Source organism: Bradyrhizobium sp. DOA1 (assembly GCF_001593325.1).
In the GTDB taxonomy this organism is placed as follows: domain Bacteria; phylum Pseudomonadota; class Alphaproteobacteria; order Rhizobiales; family Xanthobacteraceae; genus Bradyrhizobium.
In genome coordinates this window covers 1,293,463-1,308,572 of sequence record NZ_JXJM01000001.1, presented here as the reverse complement: position 1 = coordinate 1,308,572, position 15,110 = coordinate 1,293,463, and the positions used below count along the sequence as shown (strand labels likewise).

Annotated in this window: 12 protein-coding genes; 6 read left to right on the top strand and 6 right to left on the bottom strand. The window is 65.0% G+C overall.

Annotated features, from left to right (window positions below):
- Positions 1-198: 198 nt before the first annotated feature.
- A complete protein-coding gene (locus SE91_RS06040) occupies positions 199-2,160 on the top strand; it encodes a putative bifunctional diguanylate cyclase/phosphodiesterase (protein WP_061846938.1) in 1,962 nt (653 codons plus the stop codon).
- 132 nt (positions 2,161-2,292) lie between these two features.
- Here the strand turns inward: SE91_RS06040 and SE91_RS06035 are convergent, their stop codons facing one another.
- The 4 genes from SE91_RS06035 to pgm all read right to left on the bottom strand — a co-directional run bounded on the left by SE91_RS06035 (position 2,293) and on the right by pgm (position 7,002).
- Positions 2,293-3,273: a PDR/VanB family oxidoreductase gene (locus SE91_RS06035; protein WP_061846937.1), complete on the bottom strand. Its 981-nt coding sequence runs from the start codon at positions 3,271-3,273 to the stop codon at positions 2,293-2,295.
- A 10-nt stretch (positions 3,274-3,283) separates the two neighbouring features.
- Entirely contained in the window at positions 3,284-4,036 is a 753-nt protein-coding gene (locus tag SE91_RS06030; protein ID WP_061846936.1) for a GntR family transcriptional regulator, read from the bottom strand.
- A gap of 3 nt (positions 4,037-4,039) precedes the next feature.
- On the bottom strand, positions 4,040-5,089 hold the full coding sequence (locus SE91_RS06025) for an aromatic ring-hydroxylating dioxygenase subunit alpha (RefSeq protein ID WP_061846935.1): 1,050 nt from the start codon (positions 5,087-5,089) through the stop codon (positions 4,040-4,042).
- Between the two features lie 266 nt (positions 5,090-5,355).
- Positions 5,356-7,002 carry a phosphoglucomutase (alpha-D-glucose-1,6-bisphosphate-dependent) gene (pgm, locus tag SE91_RS06020; protein WP_061846934.1) on the bottom strand — a complete coding sequence of 549 codons (1,647 nt, stop codon included), beginning with the start codon at positions 7,000-7,002 and terminating at the stop codon, positions 5,356-5,358.
- 172 nt (positions 7,003-7,174) lie between these two features.
- On the opposite strand from pgm, the gene SE91_RS06015 reads away from it, so the two are divergent.
- Positions 7,175-8,311: an alpha/beta hydrolase family protein gene (locus tag SE91_RS06015; protein ID WP_061846933.1), complete on the top strand. Its 1,137-nt coding sequence runs from the start codon at positions 7,175-7,177 to the stop codon at positions 8,309-8,311.
- 48 nt (positions 8,312-8,359) lie between these two features.
- Positions 8,360-9,160: a transglycosylase SLT domain-containing protein gene (locus tag SE91_RS06010; RefSeq protein WP_061846932.1), complete on the top strand. Its 801-nt coding sequence runs from the start codon at positions 8,360-8,362 to the stop codon at positions 9,158-9,160.
- Positions 9,161-9,182: 22 nt separating this feature from the next.
- On the opposite strand, the gene SE91_RS06005 is transcribed toward SE91_RS06010, so the two are convergent.
- Complete coding sequence (locus SE91_RS06005) at positions 9,183-9,998, bottom strand: response regulator transcription factor (protein WP_061846931.1); 816 nt, start codon at positions 9,996-9,998, stop codon at positions 9,183-9,185.
- 215 nt (positions 9,999-10,213) lie between these two features.
- Positions 10,214-11,104 carry an aldose 1-epimerase family protein gene (locus SE91_RS06000; protein ID WP_061846930.1) on the bottom strand — a complete coding sequence of 297 codons (891 nt, stop codon included), beginning with the start codon at positions 11,102-11,104 and terminating at the stop codon, positions 10,214-10,216.
- A 184-nt stretch (positions 11,105-11,288) separates the two neighbouring features.
- On the opposite strand from SE91_RS06000, the gene SE91_RS05995 reads away from it, so the two are divergent.
- The 3 genes from SE91_RS05995 (at position 11,289) to SE91_RS05985 (ending at position 15,109) form a co-directional block, all read left to right on the top strand.
- The gene (locus tag SE91_RS05995; RefSeq protein ID WP_061846929.1) at positions 11,289-12,392 is read left to right on the top strand and encodes a glycosyltransferase family 4 protein; all 1,104 of its coding nucleotides are present in this window, start codon (positions 11,289-11,291) and stop codon (positions 12,390-12,392) included.
- A 237-nt stretch (positions 12,393-12,629) separates the two neighbouring features.
- The gene (locus tag SE91_RS05990) at positions 12,630-13,769 is read left to right on the top strand and encodes a glycosyltransferase (RefSeq protein WP_061846927.1); all 1,140 of its coding nucleotides are present in this window, start codon (positions 12,630-12,632) and stop codon (positions 13,767-13,769) included.
- Positions 13,769-15,109, top strand: a complete 1,341-nt coding sequence (locus tag SE91_RS05985) for a hypothetical protein (RefSeq protein ID WP_061846925.1) — start codon at positions 13,769-13,771, stop codon at positions 15,107-15,109. Before SE91_RS05990 ends, SE91_RS05985 begins: the two co-directional genes overlap by 1 nt.
- Position 15,110: the final 1 nt, after the last annotated feature.

Below are 15,110 nucleotides of genomic sequence, written 5' to 3'. Positions count from 1 at the left end.
AGCGGCATAGAGCTCCGCCGTCGCAACCGCAAAGACGACCACTGCATTTGTATCGATTTGTTATCGATACGCGGGCTTTGCCACCTAGAAGTGATCACAGGGATCTTCACCAGGGTGGATAATTCATAGTTCGTCAAAGGTTTGCAGCGAACTCTTCAAGACGAGCCGGACAAACGGCCCACGCTGCAAGGCTCTGGAATGCGGACTCAAACGACCAGCTATTTCGCACGGCTGTTCGCCGGCGATTTGTCGGCCTTTGGCGGTCCTGCAACCCACGAAGCCGTGGCCGGCCATATCCGCGCCGAGCAGATGTCGCTGGTGCTCGGCTATTCCGTCGGAATCATGCTCGCCAATGCCTGTAACGCCATCGTGCTGGCGATCGCGCTGTGGCAATCACCGGACAGGATGCCCGCGCTGATCTGGGCGGCCGCGGTCGCCAGCGGCGCGATCGTGTTCGGCCTGCAATCTCGCGCGGCGCGCCGCATCACCAAGCCGCAATTCGTCTCGCGCCGCTCCATGCACCGCTTGGTGCGCAACGCCTTCGTCCTCGGCGCGGCCTGGGGCATCGTCCCGGTCGCCTTCTTCGCCCATGCCTCGACCGGCGGCCAGCTCGTCATTACTTGCCTCTGTTCGGGCATGCTGGCCGGCGGCGCGCTCGCGTTCGCCACGATCCCGATCGCGGCCATCGCCTTCACGGCGCCGATCTTCCTCGGCATCGCCATCTGCCTCGGCCAGAACGGCGATCTCGCTTTCCTGCTGATCGCCTTCCTCGTCGTGGTCTACGGCAGCGTGCTGATCCGCGGCGTGTTCGTGAACTCGTTCGCGTTCGCGCGGCGCGTGATGCGCCAGATCGAGGCGGAACGCACGGTGCGACAGGATCCCCTCACCCAGCTACCCAACCGCGTCGCCTTCAACGAGACACTCGATGCAGCGCTCAAGCGCTTGACGTTGTCAGGCGAGGAATTCGCGGTGCTGCTGCTCGATCTCGATCGCTTCAAGGAGGTCAACGACCAGTTCGGCCATCTCGCCGGCGACGAATTCCTGGTCCAGGTCGCAAGCCGCCTGCAACGCTGCACGCGCGCGGCCGAGCATGTCGCGCGCATCGGCGGCGACGAGTTCGCACTGGTCATGAACAATCTGGCGCGGCCGGAAGATGCGCTCGAGATCGCCGAGCGCTTCGTCGCGGCCTTTGCCGAGCCGTTCCGGATCGAAGGCCGCCAGATCGTCGGCGCCACCAGCGTCGGCATCGTGCTGGCGCCGCGCGACGGCGCCACGCCGCCCGCCATCATGAAGAATGCCGACGCCGCACTCTATCGCGCCAAGAAGGCCGGAGCCGGCAGCGTCCGCTTCTTCGAGGAAGCCGACGACAGGATGTCGCGCGACCGCAAGGCGCTGCAATCGGACCTCGCGGGCGCGATTGCACGCGACGAGCTGTTCCTGGTGTTCCAGCCGTTCCTCGATCTCAGCGGCAACCGCATCACCGGATTCGAGGCACTGCTGCGCTGGCGGCATCCCACGCGCGGGCTGGTGCCGCCGAGCGAATTCATCCCGATCGCGGAGGAGACCGGGCTGATCAACGAGATCGGCGAATGGGTCATCCGCCGCGCGTGCGCCACGGTGGCGCAATGGCCTGATGAGATCAGGGTCGCCGTGAACTTCTCCGCGGCGCAATTTCACAACACGGCCATCCTGCAGACTATCGTGCAAGCGCTTGCCGACGCCAAGGTCTCTCCCAGCCGGCTCGAGATCGAGATCACGGAATCGATGCTGCTGTCGAAATACGGCTCGGCCGCATCGGTCCTGAACGCGCTTCTGCAACTCGGCGTCACCGTGGCGCTCGACGATTTCGGCACCGGCTTCTCCTCGCTCACTTATTTGCGCAAGCTGCCGTTCAGCCGCATCAAGATCGACCAGTCCTTCATCGGCGACATGCTGGTGCAGCCGGACTGCGCCGCCATCGTGAAGTCGGTGATCTCGCTCGCGCGCGACCTCGATATCGGCGTCGTCGCCGAGGGCGTCGAGACGGCCGATCAGCTCGAATATCTGCGCCAGATCGCTTGCGACGAAGTGCAGGGCTATCTGATCAGCCGGCCGGTAGCGGCGGATGGGGTGATGGCGCTGCTGGAGACGAAGACATATCGGGCGACCTACGCGGCGTAGGCTGCGCCAAGCTTTCACGGCGTCATGGCCGGGCTTGTCCCGGCCATCCACGCTCTTCCTTAGCGGCACCCAAGAACGTGGATGCCCGGGACAAGCCCGGGCATGACGACCGTGTTCAATAGGCTGTCCAACCTAAACCGCATCCGCCCTTAGCAGCGTATCCACCGTGATCGTCCCCCTCGCCCGCGAGACGCAGGCGCAGATCTTCTGATTGCTTCTCTTCTGGTGGTCGCTGAAGAAGACGTCGCGATGGTCGATCTCGCCGTCGATGGCAACGACGTCGATGGCGCACAGGCCGCATTCGCCGCGCTTGCAATCGTACATCACGTCGTGGCCGCTGGCGTTGAGCACATCCAGCATCGAGCGCTCGCGCGGGATTTCGAGCTCGACATTCGAATCCTTCAGGCGCACCCGGAACGTCTCGGTCGGCAGCGTGCCGCTGGAGCCGAAGGTCTCGTAGCGGAGATCGGGCAGCGGATGGCCGGCGCCGATCCAGGCGTGGCGCGCGGCATCGAGCATGCGCATCGGGCCGCAGAACAGCGCGAGCGTGCCCGCAGGGATCGAGGCGAACAGCGCGTCGAGATCGAGCCGCCTGCCTTCATCGCTCGCGTGGACGACGAGGCGATCCCCGAGCATCGCGGCGAGATCGTCGAGATAGGCGGCCTCGCCACGCGAGCGCACGGCATAGTGCAGCGCGACCTCGGCGCCGCGGCGGGCCAGCGCCTGCGCGGCGCCGAAGATCGGCGTGATGCCGATGCCGCCGGCGATCAGGCAATAATTGTCGCGGGCCCAGTCCACCGCGAGCAGCGAGGCCGGCTGGGTGATGTCGAGCCGCGCGCCCGGCTTGAGCTGCCACATGTAGCGCGAGCCGCCGCGGGAATCATCAGTGCGGCGCACCGCAATCTTGAAGCCGGCGGACGAGGCTTCGCCGACCAGCGAATAGGATCGCGTCTCCGGCGGGCCGTCGATGGTGACGCTGATATTGATATGGCTGCCGACCGGATAGGCGGCGCCATCGAAATGATCCGGCTTGATCAGGAATTCGCGGATGCCGGGGGCGAGGTCGCGGGTCGAGACCAGCGTTGCCGGAATCCAGGTTTCGATGAAGCGCATGTAACTGCCCTCAATCGGTTGCGGTCTTGATCAGCGCGAGCGCCGGCAAGAGGTCGAGATGGGTCCGGTTGCGCAGCGCAAGGCGCAGGTTTCGCACGGCGAGCCGCGCATGCTCGCGCATGATGGCTTCGGCGCGGGCGCCCTCGCGGTTCTCGATGGCGTCGATCACGACGCGATGGTGCTCCTGGCCGATGATCAGGATCTGTTGCGCCTCGGGCAATGCCGATTGCGCCATCACGAAGCCGCTTGGGGACGCGAACGGCAGCGCCGAGGCGCGGTCGATCTGGCGGATCAGGGGTGGGCTGCGCGACAATTCAGTGAGCAGCGCATGGAAGCGCGCGTTCAGCGTGACATAGGACGAGAAGGCGTCGACCGAGATCGGCACCTGCCGCAGCAATTCGTCGATGGCGGCCAGGCATTCCTTCAGCGGCTCGAGATCGCGCGCGGAAACGCCGCGTTCGGCGGCGAAGCGCGCGGCGAGCCCTTCCAGCGTGCCGCGCAGCTCGATGGAATCGGAGATGTCGCGCTCCGAGAACGCTTTCACCATGAAGCCGCCGGAGGGGATCGCTTCCAGCAGCCCCTCCTCCTCCAGCCGCACCAGCGCCATGCGCACCGGGGTGCGCGAGGCGCCGGTCGTCTCCACCGCCTGCAGCTCGGAGATGCGCTCGCCAGGGCGCAGGGCGCCCGACAGGATCTGGTCGCGCAGCGCGAGCTGCGCCTTCACGGTCTGCGAGACGGAACGGTCGACCTCACGTTCGGCCATGTCCTACTCCGCAGCCTGAAGGTGCGTCGGCGGGATTTCCTTCGCCACCATCTTGTCGATCAGCCTGCGCGTCCACATCGCGCCGGCGTCGATGTTGAGATTGTAGAAGATGCGGTCGGGGTTCTCGTCCATCGCGCGCTGCTGCGCTTCCAGGATCAGCTCGTCCTCGTGGAAGATGCCGGAGACGCCCTCGCGGATCTCGGTGGTGATGCGCTGCTCGCCGAGCTGATAGTTGCGCACGAAGGCCCAGAAATAATGACAGGTCTTCTCGGTCTCCGGCGTGATGGTGTTGAGCACGAAGCCGTTGACGCCCTGCGAGCGGTCGCCTTCCGGCGCGCCGGTACCGGTCGGCGCCACGCCGACGTCGATGGCGATGGTGCACGGGGCTTCGAAGCGGATGATCTGCCAGCGATCGACGAGACCGGGCTTGCCGAGCTGCTTGGCCCAGAACGGCGGCGGCTCGATGCCGCGCATCCAGCGCGTCACCGTCACCGTCTTCTCACCATGGGTGACGTCAAACGGGGCTTCGGCTACCGCCTCGTTGCCGATCGAGGAGCCGTGCACGAAGGTCTCGTGCGTGAGATCCATGAGATTGTCGAGCACGAGGCGATAGTCGCATTTGACGTGGATGGTTTTGCCGTCGCCGGCCCAGGCCGGATCGTGATTCCAGTGCATGTCCGGAACGAGCGCCGGATCAGCTAAGGCGGGATCGCCCATCCAGAGCCAGATGTAGCGGTGACGCTCGACCACGGGATAGGCGCGCACGCAGGCGGACGGATTGATGGTCTCCTGCGAGGGCATGAAGGTGCAGCGGCCCTGCGCATTGTATTTCAAGCCGTGATAGCCACAGACCACGGTGTCGCCCTCGAGCCGGCCCTTGGACAACGGCACCAGGCGATGCCAGCAGGCATCTTCGAGCGCGGCAACCGAGCCGTCCGCCTTCCGGTACATCACGATGTGCTTGCCGCAGATCGTCCGCGGCAGCAGCGCCGGCTTCACCTCGGCGTCCCAGGCAGCGGCGTACCAGGCATTCATGGGGAAGGGTTTTGTCATCAGTCTCACTCCCACGCCTTATGGATACGTTATGTATACAATAGCGCGACGCAAGAAGAGTTTCAATCTCAAAGTTCTTGTATTATAGTACCTCAACCGCGCGTCGTGTATACATAGTCAGCTCGACCGGCCGATGAGCGTCATGGCCGGGCTTGTTCCGGCCATCCACGTGCTGCCGCCGGCATCAAGGACGTGGATGCCCGGGACAAGCCCGGGCATGACGACCTTGCGTCAATGCTCGAAATGAAATTTCCGGCGCGCAGGCGCTACGCCGCAAACACCTTCGCCAGCCCGGCCTGCGCCTCTTCCTGAATCCGCTTCAGGTGATCCGTGCTGCGGAAGCTTTCCGCGTAGATCTTGTAGACGTCCTCGGTGCCTGACGGCCGCGCGGCGAACCAGCCGAAATCGGTCTCGACCTTGATGCCGCCGAAGGACTGGCCGTTGCCGGGCGCCTTGCTCAGCGTCGCGCGGACAGGATCGCCGGCGAGGTCCTTCAGGCCGAGCTGCTCCGGCGTGACGGATTTCAGGATGTTCTTCTGCGGCCCGGTGGCGGCGACATCGATGCGCGCGTAATGCGGCATGCCGAACTCTGCGGTGAGATCATTGAAGATCTGGCTGGGATCGCGGCCGGTCTTCGCCGTGATCTCGGCGGCGAGCAGGCCGAGGATGAGTCCGTCCTTGTCGGTGGTCCACACCGTGCCGTCGCGGCGGAGGAACGAGGCGCCGGCGCTCTCCTCGCCGCCGAAGCCGAAGGAGCCGCTGAGGAGACCGTCGACGAACCATTTGAAGCCGACCGGCGTCTCGACCAGCTTGCGGCCGAGCTTTTTCGCGACACGGTCAATGATGGAGCTCGACACCACGGTCTTGCCGATCGCGGCGTCCCTGCCCCAATTCGGGCGGTGCGCGAACAGATAGGAGATCGCGGTCGCCAGATAGTGGTTCGGATTCATCAGGCCGCCGGTGCGCGTCACGATGCCGTGGCGGTCGGCATCGGTATCGTTGGCAAACGCGACGTCGAAGCGGTCGCGCATCGCGATCAGGCTCGCCATCGCGTATGGCGAAGAGCAGTCCATGCGGATCTTGCCGTCCCAGTCGACCGTCATGAAGCGGAAGGTCGGGTCGATCGCCTCGTTCACCACCGTGGCCTTCAGGCCGTAACGCTCGATGATCGGATGCCAATAATGCACGGCGGCGCCGCCGAGCGGATCGATGCCGATGTTGACGCCGGCGGATTTGACGAGGTCGAGGTCGACGACATTGCCGAGATCGGCGACATAGGGCGTCACGAAATCGTAGGCGTGGACGTTCGCGGCCTTCTTGGCCCTGGCGTAGTCGATGCGCTTCACGCCCTTGAGCGCGTCGGCGAGATACGCATTGGCGAGCTTCTCGATCACGGACGTCGCGTCGGTATCGGCCGGGCCGCCATGCGGCGGATTGTATTTGTAGCCGCCGTCCTCGGGCGGATTGTGCGAGGGCGTGATCACGACGCCGTCCGCAAGGCCGCTGGTCCGCCCCTTGTTGTAGGTCAGGATCGCATGCGAGATCACCGGCGTCGGCGTGTAGCCGCCATCCTTGTCGATCATGACCTCGATGCCGTTGGCCGCGAACACTTCGACGGCGCTGACCAGCGCGGGCTCGGCCAGCGCATGGGTGTCGATGCCGATGAAGAGCGGACCGGTCAGCCCCTTCTCCTGTCGGTAATCACAGATGGCCTGCGTGGTCGCGAGGATGTGGCCCTCGTTGAAGGTGTTCTTGAACGAGGTGCCGCGATGGCCGGAGGTGCCGAACGCCACCCGCTGCCCGGGATCGGCCACATCGGGCTTGCCGGCGAAATAGGCCGTCACCAGCCGCGGAATGTTGGTGAGCGCGTCCGGCGAGGCCTGCTTGCCCGCCGCGGGATGAACATCAGCCACTGAAGTACCTCGTCCTGTCGCAAGAGATCGCGGGGGGATACCATAGCATCGGCCCAGACCCCGCCAAGAGCACAACACGCGCGAGGGAGCAGGCGTTCCTTGAGCCAGCTGTGCTTCCTCCCCATTAACGGGATCATGCTATGGTTCGCCATCGAGGCGTTCGAATGGTGCCATGGCTCTTTCGCGCAAGCTGCTTCTGCTGATCGCAAGCCTCCTCATGGCCGGCGCACCTGCACGTGCCGCGGAATTCTACACAGAGGACCTGCGCATCCCCATGGCGGAGGCGGGGCCGCAGGGGCTGGAGGCATTTCTGGTGCGGCCGGCCGGGACGAAGCGCTATCCGCTCGCGCTGCTCAGCCACGGCTCGCCGCGCAAATTCGACGACCGCGCGGCCATGTCGGCGCACAAATATTACGGCGTCGCGCTCGAATATGCCCGGCGTGGCTTCGCCGCGCTCGTGGTGATGCGGCGCGGCTACGGCACCTCGCCGGGCGGGCGCGTCGATAGTCTGGGCGGATGCACGAAGGCCGCCTATCTGCCGGCGAGCGCGGTCGCGGTCGCCGATTTGCGTGCCGCGATCGACGCGATGGCGCGCCGGCCTGATGTCACGACGACGGGCATGGTCGCGGCCGGCCATTCCGCCGGCGGGCTGGCCACGGTCGCGCTCGCCGCGCAGGCGCCGCCCGGCCTAGTCGCCGCGATCAGCTTTGCCGGCGGCCGCGGCTCGCGGGAGGACGACGACGTCTGCAATCCGGATGGGCTGGTGCAGGCCTTCGCCACCTTCGGCAGGACCTCGCGCGTGCCGATGCTGTGGGTCTATGCCAGCAACGATTCGTATTTCGGCCCCGATCTCGCGCGCCGTCTTCATGACGGGTTTCGCAGCGGTGGCGGCAACGCGACATTCGTCGCGGCGCCGCCTTATGGCGAGGACGGCCATTACCTCTATTCGCTCGCCGGCCGCCCGCAATGGACGCCCTATGTCGACACATTCCTGCGCGAGCGCGGCCTCGTCGGCCGCGACATCCTGGGACCACCCGATCCCCTGCCGCCGCCGCGCCAGCTCAGCGAGACCGCGCGCGCCGAGTTCGCGCGCTATCTCGCCAGCCTGCTGCCGCACAAGGCTTTTGCGGTGTCGCCGAGCGGCGGCTACGGCTGGCGTGCGGGACGCGCGACGGTCGAGGAGGCCCGGCGCGACTCGCTCGCGGCCTGCATGAAATGGTCGCCCACCTGCACGATTTATGCGGTCAATCACCGCCTGGCCGAACCCGCGCTGGGACCTGCGACGGACCAGAGCGCCCGCGCGCGATAGCTTTGCTGCAAGGCCGGTTTGTTAACTCCAAAGCTCTATTAGAGGCCCATGCCGGGGGATCGGACAGTCTTCAATCTGAACGCGACGTGGAGACGATTGGCGCTCGCCGTGCTCCTGTGGGCCCCGATCTGTGCGCATGCCGAGGACGGCGGCCCGGACGAGCCGCGCACGACGGCGGCGCTCCCCGACGGCGGGACCGAGCTCGGCGCCGGCGAAACGCCGGCCTCCCGCGCCGCGATCCGAAAGATCATCGAGCGGGAGACCGCGCAGACAAACTTGCCTGCCGATATCGCCGAAGCGGTCGTCTTCGTCGAAAGCGGCTACAACCCCGCCGTGATCGGCAGCGTCGGCGAAATCGGGCTGATGCAGGTGCGGCCCGAGACCGCGGCGATGCTGGGATTCCGGGGAAGCCACGCGGAGCTGGCGGAGCCTGACATCAACATCCATTACGGCGTTCTTTATCTCAGCCGCGCCTGGCGTCTTGCCGGCGGGGACCTCTGCCGCGCGCTCATGAAATATCGGGCCGGTCACGGCGAGGAAGCGATGACGCCGCGGTCGCAAGTCTATTGCAACCGGGCCCGCAACCGTCTTGCGGCCATGAATTCGAAGGCACTTGATGCCGAGGCCGCGGCCGTTCCGGATCCGGCGCCGCAGCCAGCTCCCGCAGCGCCTGCGCCGGCCCCACAGGCGAACTCCTCGAAGGTGTCGACGCCGCCCAAGGCCGTCTATGCCCGCTATCGTCAGGGCACGGCCGCCGCCAGCCGCGCCTATTGGGCCGCTCATGAGGCCCGCGTCAGCCGGATCAAGGCCCGCATCGGAGCAAAGTGGAAGCGCGTCGCATCGCGCTGATCGATGTTGCGAGGATGTGCGATTAGAGCCGTTCGCTCAATGCGAGCTTGTAGCCGACGCCGGTGACGGTCGCGATCACGGGCGTGCCGCTGCCGACGAGCTTGCGACGCAGCCGCGCCACCAGCGCATCGACCGTGCGGATGTCGACCTCGGCCTGACGGTTGCTGACCACCTCGATCAGATAATCGCGGCTGAGCGGCCGGCCGTCGGCGCCGACCAGCGCGGCGAGCAGATCGAATTCGGCGCGGGTCAATGCCACCGGCTTGCCGTCGCCGCCGAGCAGCTCGCGGCGGGTCAGGTCGATGATCCAGTCGCCGAACGCGATCGAATTGTGGTTGCGTGCCGCCTTGCGGTCGATCGAGCGCCGCCGCAGCACGCTGCGCGCGCGCGCGAGCAGGTCGCGCAGATTGATCGGCTTGGTGACGTAGTGATCGCCGGCGATCTCGAGGCCGAGGATGCGATCGACGTCGGTGTCGCGTCGCGTCACGAAGATGATGCCGGCGTTGCTGGTGGCCTGGATCTCCTTGGCGAGCTCGAAGCCGTCGCCGTCGGGCAGCTGCACGTCGAGGAAGACGAGATCGGTGCGCGCGCGCAGGGCCTGGCGGCATTCCGCGCAGGAGCCGGCGCCGACCACGTCGAAATTGTTGTCGTTGAAATAGCCGACCAGCATCGTCCGTGTCACCGGATCGTCTTCGACGACGATCAGCCGCTCGCGGCCGCTAGGACGCAATTCCTGACGTGCGGAATCAGCCACGATGTTGGATGCCCTGTGTGCTTGCGGCCCCGCCTGAAGATTCAGGTCGTCGCGCAATGCGCCGCCATGTGAACGACCATTCACGACCTGTTCGAGCCCCCGAAATTGCCTGCCGCGATACTAGGCGTGTTGTGATGCCCAAACAATATTGCTCATGGTCTTGTCACATTAAGTATGAATTGCCCCACAATTCTCATCCCGCGCACCATCGCGCAGGACCACCCGCCACTTCGGAATGACCGATTTCGTGTTATCGGTAGCGCTTTGGGAGGATGGAGACCTTGGCGCGTCACCCAGCCTCAGGACGATCCGATCTCGATCCGGAACGACAAGGACTCTTCCGCGCCCGGCGCGATGTGCATCAGTCCGGGCTTGTCGCTGAACTCGCCGGCAAAGCCGGCTGGGCTGGCATAGCCGCGCCAGGGTTCGATGCAGAGGAACGGCGCGCCCGCCGGCTTCGACCAGACGCCGAGCTCGCGAAAGCCGCGCCATGACATTGTCAGCCATGGCCCGGTCGATGCGCCCTGGCCCGCGGCATAGCGAACCGAATTGCTGTCGATGCGCTCGAAGATGATGGCGTCGTCCGCGAACAGGGACTCGGACAAGGGAAGCACGGCCCCTTTGACCGGGCTCGGCTCCGTTGCGGGCCGCAGCAATCCACCATCGAGACGGCGGACCGGAGACGATTCCGCCTGCGCAAAAGTCAGAGCGTAGCTCTCTTTTGCCAATCCGGATTGGAGCGGCCAGTTGAAGGCGGGATGGCCGCCGATCGAAGCCGGCAATGTCTCCTCGCCGGTGTTGGCGATGGTGAGCGTAAGGTCGAGGCCGGACTCGTCGATGGCATAGGCCGCCGACAGGCGGAACGCGAACGGATAGAGCGCGCGCGTCGCCGCGCTGTCTTCAAGCACCAGCGTGCAGCGGCTCTCACCGCGCTCCGTCCACGCAAAGCGGCTGTCCCGCGCAAAGCCGTGCTGGGTCATCCGATAGGACTTGCCCCGGTGCCGCAATTCGTCATTGGCAAGACGCCCGACGATCGGAAACAGCAGCGGTGCGTGGCGCGGCCATTCCGGACCGGCCTGCCAGACGAACTCGAAACCGCCTCCGTCCTTCAGCGAGCACAGCTCGGCGCCGTGCGCCTTGACGGTCGCGGCGAGCCGGCCGCTTCGAAGCGTATAGGTGTCATCGTTCATGCGCGCGACATCTACACCGCGACCTCATATGCAGCAAGGCGGCGCCAGCCATGCAGGCGTGGCCTCGGCACCTGCGGAGCTGCGTCATATTTCTGTACCTAACGGTTGCTCCTGTGCCCCTCGTCGACCCCGTCCGCCACCAGCGTGTCCGGCGCGGACTCCGATCAACCATCGTGGTAGCCAATTGAAATTCTTCATCAACGGCCGCTTTCTGTCGCAAAAGCTCACAGGAGTTCAGCGCTATGCCGCCGAAATCGTCAAGGCGATCGACGCGCAGCTGGCGTCGGAGCAAACGCCCGCCTCGCTGCGGAATGCAGATTGGCAGTTGCTGACGCCGGTGGACGCGAGCGAGGAGCTCCAGCTCGAGCGAATCAAGATGCGCACCGTCGGCCGCTTGCGCGGACATGCCTGGGATCAAGTCGAGCTGGCGCGCGCCGCTGCGGGCGGCCGCTTGATCAGTCTTGCCAATGCAGGCCCGGTGTTCCATCGCGACCACATTGTCGTGATCCACGACGCACAGGTCTTTCGCAGGCCGGACTTCTTCAGCTGGCGCTATCTGGCAGTTCACCGCACCATGGGCCGGCTGCTGGCCCGGCACGCAAGCATCGCAACCGTATCGGCTTTTTCGCGCAAGGAGCTTGCGGAAGTGCTGCATTTGCCGGCCTCGGGGATCCCGATCTTCCCGAACAGTGCAGAACATTTCGCCACGACCAAGCCGGATCCCGGCATCATCGCCAGACTTGGACTTCAGCCGCAGAGGTTCTTTCTCTACGTGGGATCGAGGACCAAGAACAAGAATCTTGCCGTTGCGATCCGCGCCATCCAGCTGCTGGATCGCCCTGACGTTCCCCTGGTCATCGTCGGCGGCGACAACAGCAAGGTATTTCAGGATAATTCGGCGGAAGGCGCCGCCGGCCTGCTGCTGGCCGGGCGTCTGACGGACAGCGAGATCGCAGCGCTCTATGCGCAGGCATCGGCATTCGTGTTTCCCTCGCTCTATGAAGGGTTCGGTGTGCCGCCGCTCGAAGCCATGCTGTTCGGTTGCCCGGTCATCGCCTCGACGGCCGATGCCGTCGTGGAGACGTGTGGTGATGCGGCTGCGTATTTTCGCGCCAGCGATGCCGAAGCTTTGAAGCAACTCATGCTCGAAAGATTGGCAGCCGGAGCCATTTCCGATCAGGAACGCATGAAGCAACAGGATCGCGTTGCATTCTACTCGTGGAAAAAATCGGGAAAGGCCTTGCTCGATCATCTCGCGGGGCCGGCGAACGTCGCCAGCGCTGCTTGAAATTCGACACAGCTCGCCTCTCGCGCGCATTGGTGTTGCTCAAACGTTTTGCAACTCGCTGCCTCCCGCGTGGTTCCATGAAACTTTTCCAATCGCCACGCGCGTAGCTTGGCGCAACATCACCACATCGCTGCCCCATTATCGCTACGTATTCGAGGAACTGTGTTTCGCACTAGCGAACACAGAACAGGGATATAGATGTCCGGCTCTCCCACGCGGCCTTATGGAAGGCAAACGATGAAAGTGCTGCACATCGCCGAGACGATCCGTGGCGGGATTGCGAGCTACCTGAACGAGTTGCACCCCGAGCAACAAGCGAGCTTCGGCGCCGAGAACGTGCACTATGTCGTGCCTTCCGACCATCGCAGCGACCTCGGCGCCATCGATGACAGCCAGATCACGATGTTCGAGCGATCGGGCCGCGGTGTCTCCGGGCTCTTCCAGATGTTGCGCGCGAGCATGCAGGCGCTGGACGCCTTTCGGCCCGACGTGGTGCATCTGCATTCCTCGTTTGCCGGACTCGTGCTCCGCCCCGCGCTGGCGGCCCGCTCGGACGGACCGCGCGTCGTCTATTGTCCGCATGGCTGGGCGTTTTCGCGCGAGACCGGTCGCTTCAGTCATCTCCTGACCAAGGCGGCGGAAAATCTCCTTGCACGAACGTCGGACCGAATCATCTGCATCTCCGGCGACGAGTTCAACGAAGCGGTGCGCGCCGGCATTCCTGCCGAGCGCCTCACCCTCGTCCACAACGGCATCTCGAAGAGCCGCACCCCGCAGCCCGTCGCGGCTGACTGGACCTCCAAGAAGGTCAAGGTCCTTTTCATCGGACGCCTGGACCGTCAGAAGGGCTTCGATCTGCTGATCGAAGCAGCGCGCTCGCTCGAGGATGTGCTGGACATCCGTATGATCGGCGCCTCCGTCGTCAACAAATACGAAGGTCCGGAGGTCCCGACCAACGTGTCCCTGCTGGGCTGGCTCGATCGCCCGACCATCGAGACCCAGCTCGAGGCCGCCGACCTCGTCGTGATTCCGTCACGATGGGAAGCCTTCGGCCTCGTCGCGCTGGAAGCGATGCGCGCGGCCAAGCCCATCCTGGCGTTCCGCAGCGGAGCATTGCCCGAGATCGTCGTCGATGGCGTGACCGGCGTGCTTTGCGAGCCCGTCGCGGTCCAGCCGCTCGTGGATGGTTTCCGGCGCGCACTCGATCTCGATCTCAAGGTACTCGGACAGCGCGGCTACGACCGGTTCAAGCAGTATTATGACGTTCAGAAGACGCATGGACAATTGCAGCAGGTCTATGCCGACCTCCTCCAGGGCGAGCGGACGCCGGTCGAGGCCAAGGCGGGACTGCAATCGGATCTCTCCAAGAATTTCTGATGGCTCCACGGCTCCCACGCACCTTGGTTCGCGACAGTCTCCGCCTCGCAAGCCTCATCGCATCCGTTCTCCTGCCGGTCTCCGTCTGCGCACAGCAGGCGCAACCGCTCGATGCCCGATTCCTGCTCGGGGTCGGCACGCATCAGGGGCTGGGCGGCCCGGTGAGCGCGCGCGGATACGTGCCATCTGAGAACATCGCGCAGATCAAGCAACTCGGCCTCAACGCCTTTCGCGATGATTTTCCCTGGTCCGATTTCGAGATTGGGGGACGCCGGATGGGTTTCACGCCCCGCCTCGGCAGGCTCGAAGCGCAGGTCAAGTCCGGCGTCGCCCGTCCTCTCCTGATCCTCGCCTTCGGCCATCATCTCGTTCCGAATTCCTCGCCACCGACGACCGACGAGGCGCGGCAGCGGTTCGCCGATTATGCGGCGGCGGCGGCGCAATCGGTCGTGGCGCAGCATCCGCTCTTCGAGCTCTGGAACGAATGGAACCTGGCGGCAAAGAAAGATCCTGCGTTCTCGCCGGAAAACTATCTGGCGCTCGCGCAAGTCGCTCGCCCGGCGGTCAAGCGCGTTGCACCGCATGCGCCTTTCCTTGTCGGGGCGCTCGGCGACGATCTGGGCTGGACGTGGACCGAGAAGATGCTGCGGACCGGCATTCTTCAATATGCGGACGGAGCATCGATCCATCTCTACAATTTCTGCATGGGCCCGAGCAAACGCACGTCGGCGGAAATCATCGAGAGGCTGACGGCGTTTCACCGCCTGGTCGGCCAGGCGAGCGGAAACCCCGACTTCCCGATCTATGTCACCGAGACCGGCTGGACCACGGCCGCTTCCAATAAATGCGGCGTCAGCGAACAGGCCCAGGCCGACAATACGGCGCAACTCATTCTGTGGACATCGACCGCGGCGCGCTGGCTCAAAGGAATGTGGTTCTACGAGCTCAAGGACAGTGGAAAGGACCCAGCGGACCTGGAGCACAATTTCGGACTCTATCATTTCGACAACTCACCAAAGCCGGTCGCCTGCGCGGCTCAGGGCGCCTGGGCCTTCATTCGCTCCAGCCTGAGTGCCGAGCGACGCGAACTCGCCAGCGGCGTCGTGTCGATCAATGCATCGACGACGTCCGGCGGCAGAATAGCGGTCTGGTCCGAGGCTCCGGACCGCCGCTACGAAATCCGGCTCAAGGGCGATCAGCAAGGCGCGAGCTTTGCCATGCCGTGCGACCAGACGGCAAAGCCTGCGTCCGGGGTCTGGATCCCCGTCTCGAGCACACCGGTCCTGATTGCAGCCAATGACAGTGCCGTTCCCGCCCTGGAGATAAGGCCGGCGCGGTAGA

What these genes read in the sequence shown, in the direction of transcription:
- SE91_RS05985 (WP_061846925.1), top strand. Translation starts at nt 13,769, where the DNA reads ATGGCTCCACGGCTCCCACGCACCTTGGTTCGCGACAGTCTCCGCCTC.
- SE91_RS06040 (WP_061846938.1), top strand. Translation starts at nt 199, where the DNA reads ATGCGGACTCAAACGACCAGCTATTTCGCACGGCTGTTCGCCGGCGAT.
- SE91_RS06025 (WP_061846935.1), bottom strand. Translation starts at nt 5,089, where the DNA reads ATGACAAAACCCTTCCCCATGAATGCCTGGTACGCCGCTGCCTGGGAC.
- SE91_RS05990 (WP_061846927.1), top strand. Translation starts at nt 12,630, where the DNA reads ATGAAAGTGCTGCACATCGCCGAGACGATCCGTGGCGGGATTGCGAGC.
- SE91_RS06030 (WP_061846936.1), bottom strand. Translation starts at nt 4,036, where the DNA reads ATGGCCGAACGTGAGGTCGACCGTTCCGTCTCGCAGACCGTGAAGGCG.
- SE91_RS06035 (WP_061846937.1), bottom strand. Translation starts at nt 3,273, where the DNA reads ATGCGCTTCATCGAAACCTGGATTCCGGCAACGCTGGTCTCGACCCGC.
- SE91_RS06015 (WP_061846933.1), top strand. Translation starts at nt 7,175, where the DNA reads ATGGCTCTTTCGCGCAAGCTGCTTCTGCTGATCGCAAGCCTCCTCATG.
- SE91_RS06000 (WP_061846930.1), bottom strand. Translation starts at nt 11,104, where the DNA reads ATGAACGATGACACCTATACGCTTCGAAGCGGCCGGCTCGCCGCGACC.
- SE91_RS06010 (WP_061846932.1), top strand. Translation starts at nt 8,360, where the DNA reads ATGCCGGGGGATCGGACAGTCTTCAATCTGAACGCGACGTGGAGACGA.